This window comes from Bacillus zhangzhouensis, assembly GCF_000715205.1.
Classification (GTDB): Bacteria; Bacillota; Bacilli; order Bacillales; family Bacillaceae; genus Bacillus; species Bacillus zhangzhouensis.
This window is the reverse complement of sequence record NZ_JOTP01000021.1, coordinates 23,991-37,236: the sequence shown is the minus strand read 5'-3', so window position 1 is coordinate 37,236 and position 13,246 is coordinate 23,991. Positions and strand designations below refer to the sequence as shown.

Below are 13,246 nucleotides of genomic sequence, written 5' to 3'. Positions count from 1 at the left end.
AAGAAGAGTCTTTTCTAAAGAAAAGGCTTTTTTTCATGGATTGAAAGGTGGACGCTTATATGCCTGATCATATTGAAGTGATTCTTCGGACATTATTTGCTTTTGCTATTTTATTTGGCGGGGCACGTCTTCTTGGAAAGCAAACCATTGCGCAAATGAATATTTTTGATTTTATTGCGGCCATCAGCTTAGGTTCAATTGCAGCGAATCTGGCGTTTAATACAACGCTCCCACTTCATCACACGACGATATCGTTTGTGGCACTTGTCATGATTATTTATGTGATTTCCTTGCTTGCTTTAAGAAGCAGGAAGGTGAGAGGATTTATGGCCGGTAAACCAACACTTGTCATACAAAATGGCAAAATTCTTGAAGAGAATATGAAGGGGATGAGATATACACTTGATTATTTAAACCAGCAGCTTAGAGAAAAAGACGTGTTTGATATCAGTGAGGTTGAATTTGCGATGATTGAAACAGATGGACATATGTCAGTGAAAAGATATCCTTCATTTGAAAATGTAACGCGAAAGGATCTTAATTTGTTAATGAAGGCAGAGCGTTACATGCCTATTGAGCTCATCATGGATGGAAAGCTCATTTTGAAAAACATTCATGAAAATCAATTAACAGAGCAATGGGTCCATGAAGAGCTTCAAAAAAGGCAGCTTTCGTTAAAGGACATTGTATACGCCGTACGTGCAAGTAATGGAAGCTTATATATTGATACATATAATGATCACATTCATTCTCCAATTGATCAGGAATGAAAGTGTAGTGCTGAGGACACCCGCATGTCACAAACCTGCCAATGTTTATAAGTCCTTTGGATGCCATATGACTAGGTATCACTTCTCAATTATTATTATTTTCAGAAAATGTGATGACGGAGTAAAATAAGTGTGTTTAAGTATAAATAGAAGAAATTAAAATATTAATATAATATACCCTATGCGGAATGAACGTTCATTCCTAAAGCGAGAGGAGGGGGTAAAGTGCCAGTAGTTACTGATAAACAAGAGCAGATCATGAAGGCTTCACTTGACTTATTTATTGAACGAGGCTTTGATGGCACCACGATGCCGATGATTTCAAAAAGAGCCAATGTCGGAGCAGGAACCATTTATCGGTATTTCGATAGCAAAGAAGCACTCGTCAATATTTTGTACCAGCGCAGCCTTACTGCATTTATCGAAAAAATGAACAAAAACAGTCCAGATCCAAAGGTAAGTATTAGGGCTTACTTCAAGCATGTATTTTATTGCTTGGTTTTGTTTACAAAGGAGAATCCAAGCGGTCTTTATTTTTTAGAAATTGATAAACGGTCGCATTACTTAGATGAGACGAGCAAAGAGAAGATGCAGCATTTATTAAATGAACTATTTCTCATCTTTGAAGAAGGGAAGAAGGATGGGATTCACCCAAATCTCTCTGGTAGAACCATTTTATCGATTGTATTTGGCGCCTTTGTACAGCTGCATAAACAGATCCTTGCAGAAGAAATAGAGCCAACGATTGAATTTTTAGAGGAAATCGAACAATGTTTATGGCGTGCCATTAGCGTTGCATCATAATGAATAAAGGGAGTGGGAACATGCAACAAACATCAATCATTCCAAAACCGAAAACATACGGACCTTTTAAAAATATTCCACATATAAAAAAGGGGGAGCTTTCTCAAACCTTTTGGCGGCTGGCAGATGAATTAGGACCGATCTTTCAATTTGAATTTTCAAAAGCAACAAGTATTTTTGTTTCCAGCCATGAACTTGTCCAAGAAGTATTTGATGAGAGCCGTTTTGATAAATTTATTGGGAGCAGTCTCAATAAAGTAAGAGCATTTTCAGGGGATGGACTATTTACAAGCTGGACAGAAGAACCGAACTGGAGAAAGGCTCATCAAATTTTGATGCCTGCATTTAGCCAGCAGGCCATGAAGGGTTATCATGAGATGATGCTCGATATTGCCACACAGCTCGTGCAAAAATGGCAAAGAACAGGCCGTGATGAAGAAATTGAAGTAGCTGAGGATATGACAAAGCTGACTTTAGATACGATCGGACTTTGCGGCTTTGATTTTCGGTTTAACAGCTTTTATAAGGAAAATCAGCACCCATTCATTGAAAGCATGCTGAATGGATTAACCGAAGCGATGGAACAAGCGAGCAGATTGCCGGTCGCAGATAAACTAATGATCAAAAGAAGAAAAGAATTTGACGAAAATGTCGATTTTATGAAGCAATTAGTAGATGACATAATTAAGGAACGGAAAAAACAAGATAAAGCGGGCAATGATTTACTATCCCTCATGCTGCATGCAACGGATCCTGAAACAGGTGAACGTTTATCCGATGAAAATATTCGTTATCAAATCATCACTTTCTTAATTGCAGGGCACGAAACAACAAGTGGACTGCTATCCTTTGCGGTTTATTTCTTACTAAAGAATCCAGAGAAATTAAAGAAAGCCGTCCAAGAAGCAGATGAGGTGCTGCAAGGCGGATTGCCGACATATAAACAGGTCCAAAAGCTAAGCTACACTCGTATGGTGTTAAATGAAGCCCTTCGCCTCTGGCCAACAGCGCCTACGTTCTCTCTTTATGCGAAAGAGGACACAGTAATCGGAGGGAAATATCCAATTCAAAAGAATCAAAGTGTCTCTGTTCTGCTCCCTAAATTACACCGTGATCAAGCGGTATGGGGCGATGATGCTGAAGAATTTAAACCAGAGCGGTTTACGCATCCTGAGAAGATCCCGCAGCATGCCTACAAGCCTTTTGGGAATGGACAGCGTGCATGTATCGGGATGCAATTTGCCCTGCATGAAGCCACGATGGTTCTCGCGATGGTTCTGCACAATCTAGAATTAATTGATCACACAGCATATGAGCTTAATTTAAAAGAATCTCTCACAATTAAGCCAAACGATTTTAAAATCAAAGTGCGGTCAAGGAAGCAGCAATTCTTTATGGCACCTCCGAAAGAGGAAGCGAAAAAAAGCACTGCATCTAATGAGTCAAAAGTGGCCAGTCACGGTACACCTCTGCTTGTCTTGTATGGATCAAATCTTGGCACAGCGCAGCAAATGGCCAACGAATTTGCTGAAGACGGAAAAGCGAAAGGGTTTGACGTAACCACTGCACCACTTGATGACTATACACGCCAATTACCAGAGTCAGGCGCTGTATTGATTGTGACGGCTTCATACAACGGATATGCGCCTGATCATGCGAAACAATTTGTGGATTGGTTGACGCAGGATGAGGAGCAGGATTTATCAAACGTGACATTTGCAGTTTTTGGATGTGGAGATCGAAATTGGGCGAGTACGTATCAGCGTATTCCGCGTCTCATTGATGAGGCACTTGAAAGAAAAGGAGCGAAGCGTGTTGCTAATTTAGGCGAAGGCGATGCAGGCGGTGACATGGATGAAGATAAAGAAATATTCCAGAAGACTGTTTTCGAAGAGCTTGCAAAAGAATTTCATATCACTTTCCAAGAGAAAAATCAGGAAAAGCCAGATTTATCAGTTACTTATACGAATGAGCTAGTGGAACGTCCTGTGGCGAAAACATATGGTGCCTTTTCAGCTGTTGTATTAAAAAATACAGAATTGCAATCTGAAAAAAGCCCGCGGCAAACAAGGCATATTGAGCTAAAATTGCCTGAGGGGAAACAATACAAAGAAGGGGATCATATCGGGATTGTACCGAAAAATAGTGATGCACTCGTTCAGCGGGTGACCAATCGCTTTAAACTAGATCCTCAGCAGCACATTAAGCTTTCTTCTGAAAAAGAGGCAAGTCATTTACCATTAGATCAGCCGGTTCAAATCAGGGAACTACTTGCGTCACATGTTGAGCTTCAAGAGCCTGCGACACGTACGCAGCTAAGAGAGCTCGCAAAATATACAGTATGTCCGCCTCACCGCATTGAGCTTGAACAAATGGCTGGTGATTCCTATCAAGAAACCATATTAAAAAAGCGAGTGACCATGCTGGATTTATTAGATCAATATGAAGCGTGTGAGCTGCCCTTTGTACACTTTTTGGCGCTTTTACCAGGTTTGAAGCCGCGTTATTACTCGATTTCTAGCTCACCAAAGGTAGATGAAGAGCGGGTCAGTATCACAGTAGCAGTTGTGAAAGGCGAAGCGTGGAGTGGCCGCGGAGAATACGCAGGGGTCGCATCAAACTATTTATGTGGTCTGCAAGAAGGAGAAGAAGTGGCCTGCTTCCTGCATGAAGCGCAGGCAGGATTCCAGCTGCCGTCTTCACCTGAAGTACCGATGATCATGATCGGACCAGGAACAGGGATTGCCCCATTTAGAGGGTTTGTTCAGGCAAGAGAAGTGTGGCAGAATGAAGGAAAACAACTTGGTGAAGCCCATCTTTACTTTGGCTGCCGTCACCCTCATGAAGATGATCTGTATTTTGATGAAATGCAGCTGGCAGCACAAAAAGGAGTTGTCACCATCCACAGGGCTTATTCTCGTTATGATGAGCAAAAAGTGTATGTTCAGCACTTGATGAAAGAGGATGGCGACATGCTTATTGAATTACTTGATCAAGGTGCATATCTGTATATTTGCGGGGATGGAAAAGTCATGGCACCAGACGTAGAGGCTACACTTGTCGATCTGTATCAAGCCGTGAAACAGTGCTCGAAAGAAACAGCTGAAAATTGGCTGACATCAATTTCGAATGACAATAGATATGTAAAAGATGTATGGAGCTAACAAACAGCGAAAACCGCCAATTTGGCGGTTTTTTTCAGTTTACATAGAGAGAGATAGATAGAATGAAAGTTGGAAAGATACAAAACACCCAATTTAAAAATGAAATATTTTGTAAAAAATAAGAATATTCTCTCATTTACTCCAATATGAAACAATCGTATGATTTTTGGTATAGGACATTAAGGAGGAATATGATGAAAAAGGTGAAAATGTTAATCCCTTCTCTACTCGTTTTTGGTGCTTTAAGTGTGCCTAGTTTTGCCCATGCCGCATCGGATTCAGTACTAACGTCTGATTATGACATGGTGACTTCTGATGGAAAGGTCATCTCTTCAAGTGATTTCCACAATGATACGAAAGCCCCCTCATCCTTTGACAAAGTGGACGATTTATCTTCTACTGTTGGCGAAAAAGTAAAACCACTAACAAAATATTTAAAAGACTTTCAAACAAAAGTAGTCATCGGAGACGATGGTAGAACAAAAGTAGCGAACACAAGAGTTGCGCCATATAATTCGATTGCTTATATTACATTTGGCGGGTCCAGCTGTACTGGTACACTCATTGCCCCAAACAAAATTTTGACAAACGGACACTGCGTGTACAATACAGCATCGAGAAGTTATAGTGCAAAAGGGTCTGTGTATCCAGGCATGAATGATAGTACTGCTGTGAACGGCTCAGCAAACATGACCGAATTCTATGTGCCAAGCGGTTATATTAATACAGGTGGGAGCCAATATGATTTTGCCGTCATTAAAACAGATACGAATATCGGAAATACGGTCGGTTACCGCTCCATCCGTCAGGTGACAAATCTGACTGGAACAACGATTAAAATTTCTGGATATCCAGGAGATAAAATGAGGTCAACTGGCAAGGTGTCACAGTGGGAGATGTCAGGTCCTGTGACAAGAGAAGATACGAATCTAGCATACTATACGATTGATACGTTTAGCGGAAATTCAGGTTCTGCGATGCTGGATCAAAACCAACAAATCGTCGGGGTTCATAACGCAGGCTATTCAAATGGAACGATCAATGGTGGTCCAAAAGCTACAGCAGCCTTTGTTGAATTTGTAAACTATGCGAAAGCGCAATAAAAAATAGAGCATAAAGCTTGTTTCCTTCAAAGGGGACGAGCTTTTTTATTTTGAACAGAATTTGCTGGTTTTCCATATTGATAATCTTAGAGATTCATCAAGCGGCTCATACTCATCATTTTTTTCACATGGTAACCGCTAATCACTCATACATTAAAAATGATTCATTTCCTTAAAGTCAAGATCATACCTGAAGAAGTATGAGGAGGTCACAAGCTTTTGAAGATGAGGAGAGGCTGGTTCACTGCTGTCGTCCTATGCTTTGTGATATGGATGGGTGCGTTATTAAGTGGATTTGGAGAGGATCAGGCGGCAAAAGGGGCAGACCGTTATGATCATGTCATTCAATTTCCAAAGGAACGGTATCCTGAAACAGGCAGTCATATTCAAGAAGCCATTCGAAAAGGGCATTCAGATGTGTGTACCATTGACCGAAATGGAGCAGATGTCCGCAGGCAAGAATCGTTAAAAGGAATTCCCACAAAGCCTGGCTTTGACCGGGATGAATGGCCGATGGCGGTTTGTCTTGAGGGAGGAAAGGGTGCAAGTGTTCAATATGTCAGTCCATCAGATAATAGAGGAGCAGGCTCATGGGTCGGGCACCAAATAAGCGGCTATCCTGATGGGAAAAGAATTTTATTTATTGTGAAATAAAACTGGGGAAGAGGCTCCTTGTTGGGGCCTTTTTTGTTTACAATAAGAGCGTATTCAAGCTAGCAGCGATAAAAGATTCAGTGGTACAATCAATCTACAATGACAAGAAGAAAATGTGAAGGGACATATGCTTATGGATAAGAACCGTGCATTATACGATTTTTTCATGCAACATGCAGAGAAATTAACTGAAACATGGTATGAATCAATTGAGGATGATGACCCAGAATCTATTTATCGTTCAACTGATTCAGGCATCGTAGAAGAGCTTAAACGGCAAAATCAAGATTATTATCAGCATTTTATACGTGCTCTTATTGAAGATAAGACGTATTTACATACTGAATTTAAAAAGTGGTCGGAAGACTTAGCAAGTGATCCGAAGCATTTAAACACACCATTAGATTATGTTGTCAGAGAATATATGTCTAATCAAAGAGTGGTCCTTCATTACTTAAAAGAGTTTATTAAACAGCGTCAAGGTGATATTGATATCGACCGCATCTTTTATTGGTATGATTTAATATCAGAGGCGTTTAACATTTCAATCCATGTGTTCATTCAGCAATATGTGAAAAATACAACAAAAAAGCTCGTTGCTCAAAGAGATATGATTTATGAGCTGAGCTCTCCTGTGATCGTCTTAAAAAGCCATATTGCCTTATTGCCTTTAGTAGGTGACATTGACACAGCGAGAGCTAAGATTATATTAGAAAATACATTAAAACAGTGCTCACAAAAAGGTGTTCAGCATTTGTGCATTGATTTATCGGGTGTCGTCATTATTGATACAATGGTGGCTCATCAAATCTTTGATCTTGTGACATCACTACGGTTAATCGGTGTGGAGACAACCATTTCAGGGATCAGACCAGAAATTGCTCAAACAGCTGTGCAGCTCGGGCTTCCTTTTCATGAATTTCAAGCGGCATCATCACTTGCTCACGCGCTAGATCGCATGACTGAATTTTCTCCAATATAAAAACCAGGCCTAGTAATGGGCCTGGTTTTTAATTAGATCACAGCGTCAATTTTTGTTACTTTCCAATCCTTTTGTACTTTCTCATAAGTGACAGTTCGTTTTACTTTACGTCCATCAAGCGTAGGGACTGTGAATTCATATGTGCGGATTGTATTTTTCTTAGAGACAAGTTTAGGTGTTGCTTTCTCCCAATTGAGCATGTTGTCTCCGTCACCGACGGGAACAGCCATTTTACCTTTATGAACAATAAACTGATAGTCTTTTAAACCATGAGTGATGGCATCTTTTGTGAAAACTTGAGATAGGTAGCTGTCTAGTTTTTTCTTTGTATCAAATGTTTTAGAAAGATAGTTGTATGTCATGTCTTTATAGCTAAATGATTTTAATTTGTAATCTGAATGTTCATTAATTTTATAGCCTGACATCGCACTCCAAAAGTGTTCTCGTGCATCAAGGGCAATATGTAACGCTTCTTTATTTGTTAAAGCGGCTGGTTTTTTGGAAGCGGCCAGTGTTGTTGTTTGTAATGAGATCATCAGCATAATAGCAGTTAATAAAACAAATAGTTTTTTCAAGGCGATTGCCTCCTTTTTTAAATGAAAACTTCTTATGTTACAAATGTTACAATAATTACAGTGATATTACAAGTGTTAAATATAAATGTTTTTTTATTTCTTTTCTTTCTATCTATATAACGTTTGAGTGAGACAAAAAGTTTTCATTTTTTTATTTTTTCTTCTCAACTATTATTTAACCGTTCTAAAGAAGAATAAAACGTCTTTTGGAAAAATTTTATTTGGACGTTCAACACCCTTTTTCATTTATGACATATAATGTCGTGATGAATGTCTAAGAAAGTGGTGTTTAGTATGTATCATCCGTATGAAGTTATGTGGAATGGGTACTTATATGATAGGCAGGTACAAGGATGGCCATCGCTTCCTATTCCTCAAGTTGGAGGATTTCCTGGGCTTCCAATTGGAGGGGGAGGTACTGGGCCAGGGCAAGGTTCAGGCGGACAATCAGCCCCGCCAGCTCCGTCGCAGCAAATCATCTCTCAGTATCAGCAAGCAGTCTCTCAGCCTCAAAGTATGCAGTCACTTATTTCAGGGCAAAGTGTAAGTGGAGGCCAGCAAACTGTGCAATTTGCAGCGGGATGTAATAGAAGGTGGACGATTGTGTTCCTTAGAAATGGTCAAGTATTTTTAATGTATGTGCTTTCCTCACAGCCTTTTGGCCGTACAACAGGCTTTATATGGCCGAATTTTACATTTGGTTCGTTCCCAAGTTCGAGTATTCTTGCTTATTCTTGTTCATAAAAGAAAAAGCCGGTTTTCATCAGCAGCTGATGAAATTCCGGCTTTTCTTTAATGTATATTTCTAAATACGCCAATCACTTTACCTAGTATACTCACATTCTGTAAAATAATCGGTTCCATTGACGGGTTCTCTGGCTGTAATCTAAAGTGTGTATCTTCTTTATAAAAACGTTTCACTGTGGCTTCATCTTCCTCTGTCATGGCGACCACAATATCTCCATTGTTGGCTGTGCTTTGCTGACGTACAATGACATAGTCCTTGTCCAAAATACCAGCATCAATCATACTTTCTCCCATAATTTCAAGCATAAATACTTGTTCATCTGGCGCTGCAAAAGTTTCTGGAAGAGGGAAGTATTCTTCTACATTCTCAACAGCCGTGATAGGCAAGCCGGCTGTTACTTTTCCGATGACTGGTACATTCATTACAGCACTCTTTGGAATATTCATTTCCTCATCATCTAATACTTCGATCGCTCTAGGTTTTGTCGGGTCTCTTCTAATTAAGCCCTTTGTTTCTAGTCTAGCTAAATGTCCATGGACAGTTGAGCTGGATGCTAGACCGACGGCTTCTCCAATTTCACGAACGGATGGGGGATAGCCCTTGCTTTTTACTTCTTCTTTGATGAATTTCAGGATATCGAGTTGTCTTTTTGATAGCTTCGTCATCTTTTGCACCTCAAAACGTCAATTTTAAAGAAATTATAGCATGTTTTTCCTAACAGTACAAACATAGGTTCGAAAAAAACGTTTGACAGAAACGTTTGTTCGTATCTATAATGAATAACAGAAAGAGCGAACACACATTCTATTAGGAGAGATGACATTATGAGGTTAAAAGAATCTATTATTTTTATTGGGGTATTCTCATTCATCGTTGGCATATTTCTCTCACTTATCGCAGTCACTAGCCATAATGATCCAAATCAATATGTTAAAATAGAGATTCAATCAGGTGATACTCTTTGGGGGTTAGCTGATCAAGTAAACGATAGTAAATCAATCGACAAAAATGCGTTTATTGACTGGGTAACCGAACACAATGATCTTGCTTCAACTGAAATCCAGCCTGGAGACATTCTTGTGATACCAGTCAAAAAAGAGCATCCAGTCGTATATCAACTTGCAACGGTACAGTAGAAAGGTCGATTGAAGACATGAACGCAATCATTTATGCGAGAGTAAGTACTGTCAAAGAAGAGCAGGAAACCTCGCTGAAAAGACAAGAAGAAGAACTGCTGGCTTTAGCTGCTTTGCACAAGATGAATGTGGTCAAAGTCATTAAAGAAAAAGCAAGTGGATACGATCTAGATCGTGATGGAGTTTTTGATATGCTTGCTACGCTGAAAGAAGAGTCAATAGATGCTGTTCTCATTCAGGATGAGACGCGCCTTGGAAGAGGACAAGCAAAAATTGCACTTCTCCATTGTCTTTTTAAAGAGAAAGTAAAGGTGTATAGCGTTTTTCATGGAGGACAGCTTGAGCTTTCAGAAGCAGATGAGATGGTCATTGAGATTGTAGGAATCGTGGAAGAGTATCAACGAAAAATTCATAACCTGAAAATTAAGCGGGGAATGAAGAGGGCTGTTGAGCGCGGGTATCAGCCTGAACTCAATTTAAAACACCATGAGCAGGCGCCTGGCCGTGAGCGTATTGAAGTACCGATTTCAGAGATTGTTCGATTAAGAAAAAACAACATGACGTTTGCCGAAATTGCAGCAACACTTCAGGCACTGGGCTTTGACATTTCAAAGGCGACGGTGCATAGAAGGTATCAAGAGTACGAAAAAGGTCTTACCACGTAAGTATGAATTGTTGTAAAAATGAATGATATTTAGTAGTATGTAGAGAAAATGTTTTAAAGGAGTTTGTCATGATTTCTAAAGAACAGCTTGCAAGAATAAATGAGCTTTCAAAAAAGTCAAAAGAGACGGGATTGTCGGACACTGAAAAAACAGAACAAAAGCATTTAAGAGAAGAATATTTAAAAGCTTTTCGTTCTTCTATGAAAAATACACTTAAAACTGTGAAAATCGTCGATCCTGAAGGAAACGATGTCACACCAGAAAAATTAAAAAGAGAAAGAGATCAGAACCTTCATTAAGGCCATGATTTCTTGAATTTTGAAAAGATGGGAAGAATATTCTCATCTTTTTTCATATTTGCATAAGTTTTTAGGTGATCGATAAACTAAATGTGACAAAATCCTTCTTTTTCAGCGTGAAATAGTTGTGAAAAAAGGACAGTAGATTTATGATAATGGTGTACACAAGATACGGAAGGGGATTTATATGGAAACGATTGAATTGAAATCTATTGCAACAATACGTACTCTCTCCATAGACGCAATTGAAAAAGCGAATTCCGGTCACCCTGGAATGCCAATGGGTGCTGCACCAATGGCATACGCTTTATGGACGAATCACTTAAACGTAAGTCCGCAAAATCCAAATTGGTTTAACAGAGACCGCTTTGTTTTATCTGCGGGACATGGTTCTATGCTTCTTTATAGCATGCTTCATTTAAGCGGATACAACCTTAGCATCGAAGATCTAAAACAATTCCGCCAATGGGGAAGCAAAACACCTGGACATCCTGAATTTGGACACACTGAAGGCGTAGATGCCACAACAGGTCCTTTAGGACAAGGGATTGCCATGGCAGTTGGAATGGCACTTGCAGAAAGACATCTTGCGGAAACGTATAACAAAGACAACTTTAACGTTGTGGACCACTATACATACAGCATTTGTGGAGACGGAGACTTAATGGAGGGAATTTCCTCTGAAGCTTCTTCACTTGCTGGTCATTTAGGCTTAGGCCGTCTAATTGTTCTTTATGATTCAAATGATATTTCTTTAGATGGCGACCTAGATCGTTCCTTCTCTGAAAATGTGAAGAATCGTTTTGAAGCGATGAACTGGGAAGTTCTTTACGTCAAAGACGGCAACAACATCGAAGAAGTGACTGCAGCTATTGAAAAAGCCAAACAAAGTACGGACAAACCTACACTCATTGAAGTGAAAACAACGATCGGTTTCGGATCTCCAAACCGCGCGGGAACGTCTGGTGTGCATGGTGCACCGCTTGGCAGCGACGAAGCAAAGCTGACGAAGGAAGCTTATTCTTGGACGTTTGAAGAAGATTTCCATGTACCTTCTGAAGTGTACGATCATTTTAAAGAAGCTGTAAAAGACGCTGGTCAGAAAAAAGAAGCTGCGTGGAATGAGCTATTCGCGCAATATGAAAAAGAATATCCAGAGCTAGCAGCTCAGCTGAAGCTTGCGATTGAAGGAAAGCTTCCTGAGAATTGGGATCAAGAGGTTCCTGTTTATGAAGCAGGCTCAAGCCTTGCCTCTCGTGCTTCTTCTGGCGAAGTATTAAACGGCATTGCGAAGCAAGTACCTTTCTTTATTGGTGGTTCTGCTGACCTTGCTGGATCCAATAAAACAACAATTAAAAACACTGACGACTTTGGTAAAAATAATTATGCAGGCAAGAATATTTGGTTTGGTGTCAGAGAATTTGCAATGGGTGCTGCGTTAAACGGTATGGCACTTCACGGCGGTCTTCGTGTATTCGGCGGAACGTTCTTTGTTTTCTCAGATTACTTAAGACCAGCAATTCGTCTTGCTGCATTAATGGGACTGCCAGTCACTTATGTCTTTACGCATGATAGTATTGCCGTCGGTGAAGATGGTCCGACGCATGAGCCAGTTGAACAGCTTGCTTCATTACGTGCGATGCCTAACCTTTCTGTTATTCGCCCAGCTGATGGAAACGAAACAGCTGCAGCGTGGAAACTTGCTGTATCTTCAACGGATAAACCAACAGCACTAGTCCTTACTCGTCAAAACCTTCCAACGATTGACCAAGCACCAGAGAAGGCATATGAGGGAGTAGAAAAAGGTGGATACGTTGTCGTTGAAGCTGCTGATGCCCAGCCTGAAGCACTTTTACTTGCTTCAGGATCTGAAGTAGGTTTAGCAATTGAAGCGCAAAAGGCACTTGAAAAAGAAGGTATCCGCGCTTCTGTTGTGAGTCTTCCTGCATGGGATCGCTTTGATCAGCAATCAGACGAATACAAAGAGTCAGTCCTTCCTAAAGCAGTGAGAGCACGTGTTGCGATTGAAATGGGTGCTTCACTAGGCTGGGAGCGTTACACGGGTCTTGATGGTGACGTGATTGCGATTGATAAATTTGGCGCTTCTGCTCCAGGTGAAACCATTATTGAGAAATACGGATTTACTGTAAGCAACGTGGTTAGCCGTGTAAAAGCAAAACTTAATAAATAATCGATTTCCAATCATCATGCTTTTTTGCTACCTGTTTGCAGAGCATTTCCATCCGCTCTGCAAACTTTTTTCTTTTTTCTTGTTTTTTTGACAAAACTAGTTTCTTCTTGCTTCATATATAGACAATTCTTTCTTTCACATTTTTGTATAATACA

General features: G+C 40.1%; 13 protein-coding genes. 11 read left to right on the top strand and 2 right to left on the bottom strand.

The window, feature by feature from the left end; genetic code table 11:
- The first annotated feature begins 59 nt into the window (after window positions 1–59).
- The 6 genes from BA70_RS14795 to BA70_RS14770 all read left to right on the top strand — a co-directional run bounded on the left by BA70_RS14795 (window position 60) and on the right by BA70_RS14770 (window position 7,477).
- Complete coding sequence (locus BA70_RS14795; protein ID WP_034323781.1) at window positions 60–770, top strand: DUF421 domain-containing protein; 711 nt, start codon at window positions 60–62, stop codon at window positions 768–770.
- Window positions 771–1,028: 258 nt separating this feature from the next.
- Window positions 1,029–1,574, top strand: coding sequence for a TetR/AcrR family transcriptional regulator (locus BA70_RS14790; protein WP_105926351.1), 546 nt, complete (start codon window positions 1,029–1,031; stop codon window positions 1,572–1,574).
- A gap of 20 nt (window positions 1,575–1,594) precedes the next feature.
- Window positions 1,595–4,738: a bifunctional cytochrome P450/NADPH--P450 reductase gene (locus BA70_RS14785; RefSeq protein ID WP_034323776.1), complete on the top strand. Its 3,144-nt coding sequence runs from the start codon at window positions 1,595–1,597 to the stop codon at window positions 4,736–4,738.
- A gap of 194 nt (window positions 4,739–4,932) precedes the next feature.
- Complete coding sequence (locus tag BA70_RS14780; RefSeq protein WP_034323774.1) at window positions 4,933–5,841, top strand: trypsin-like serine peptidase; 909 nt, start codon at window positions 4,933–4,935, stop codon at window positions 5,839–5,841.
- A gap of 273 nt (window positions 5,842–6,114) precedes the next feature.
- Window positions 6,115–6,495: a NucA/NucB deoxyribonuclease domain-containing protein gene (locus tag BA70_RS14775; protein ID WP_051691164.1), complete on the top strand. Its 381-nt coding sequence runs from the start codon at window positions 6,115–6,117 to the stop codon at window positions 6,493–6,495.
- A 133-nt stretch (window positions 6,496–6,628) separates the two neighbouring features.
- The gene (locus BA70_RS14770; protein ID WP_034323769.1) at window positions 6,629–7,477 is read left to right on the top strand and encodes an STAS domain-containing protein; all 849 of its coding nucleotides are present in this window, start codon (window positions 6,629–6,631) and stop codon (window positions 7,475–7,477) included.
- A gap of 32 nt (window positions 7,478–7,509) precedes the next feature.
- Here BA70_RS14770 and BA70_RS14765 read toward each other — a convergent pair whose 3' ends face one another.
- A complete protein-coding gene (locus tag BA70_RS14765) occupies window positions 7,510–8,052 on the bottom strand; it encodes an IseA DL-endopeptidase inhibitor family protein (RefSeq protein WP_034323767.1) in 543 nt (180 codons plus the stop codon).
- Window positions 8,053–8,346: 294 nt separating this feature from the next.
- Between BA70_RS14765 and BA70_RS14760 the strand changes: the two genes are divergently transcribed.
- Window positions 8,347–8,796 carry a hypothetical protein gene (locus tag BA70_RS14760; RefSeq protein ID WP_034323765.1) on the top strand — a complete coding sequence of 150 codons (450 nt, stop codon included), beginning with the start codon at window positions 8,347–8,349 and terminating at the stop codon, window positions 8,794–8,796.
- Between the two features lie 48 nt (window positions 8,797–8,844).
- Here BA70_RS14760 and lexA read toward each other — a convergent pair whose 3' ends face one another.
- The gene (gene lexA, locus BA70_RS14755; protein WP_034323762.1) at window positions 8,845–9,465 is read right to left on the bottom strand and encodes a transcriptional repressor LexA; all 621 of its coding nucleotides are present in this window, start codon (window positions 9,463–9,465) and stop codon (window positions 8,845–8,847) included.
- 159 nt (window positions 9,466–9,624) lie between these two features.
- On the opposite strand from lexA, the gene yneA reads away from it, so the two are divergent.
- The 4 genes from yneA to tkt all read left to right on the top strand — a co-directional run bounded on the left by yneA (window position 9,625) and on the right by tkt (window position 13,091).
- Window positions 9,625–9,936: a cell division suppressor protein YneA gene (gene yneA, locus BA70_RS14750; protein WP_034323757.1), complete on the top strand. Its 312-nt coding sequence runs from the start codon at window positions 9,625–9,627 to the stop codon at window positions 9,934–9,936.
- A gap of 17 nt (window positions 9,937–9,953) precedes the next feature.
- Window positions 9,954–10,601, top strand: a complete 648-nt coding sequence (locus BA70_RS14745; protein WP_034323754.1) for a YneB family resolvase-like protein — start codon at window positions 9,954–9,956, stop codon at window positions 10,599–10,601.
- Window positions 10,602–10,669: 68 nt separating this feature from the next.
- Window positions 10,670–10,900 (top strand): DUF896 domain-containing protein, encoded by a 231-nt coding sequence (locus BA70_RS14740; protein WP_034323751.1) that lies wholly within the window; start codon window positions 10,670–10,672, stop codon window positions 10,898–10,900.
- A gap of 187 nt (window positions 10,901–11,087) precedes the next feature.
- Window positions 11,088–13,091: a transketolase gene (gene tkt, locus BA70_RS14735; RefSeq protein ID WP_034323750.1), complete on the top strand. Its 2,004-nt coding sequence runs from the start codon at window positions 11,088–11,090 to the stop codon at window positions 13,089–13,091.
- The last annotated feature ends 155 nt before the right edge of the window (window positions 13,092–13,246 follow it).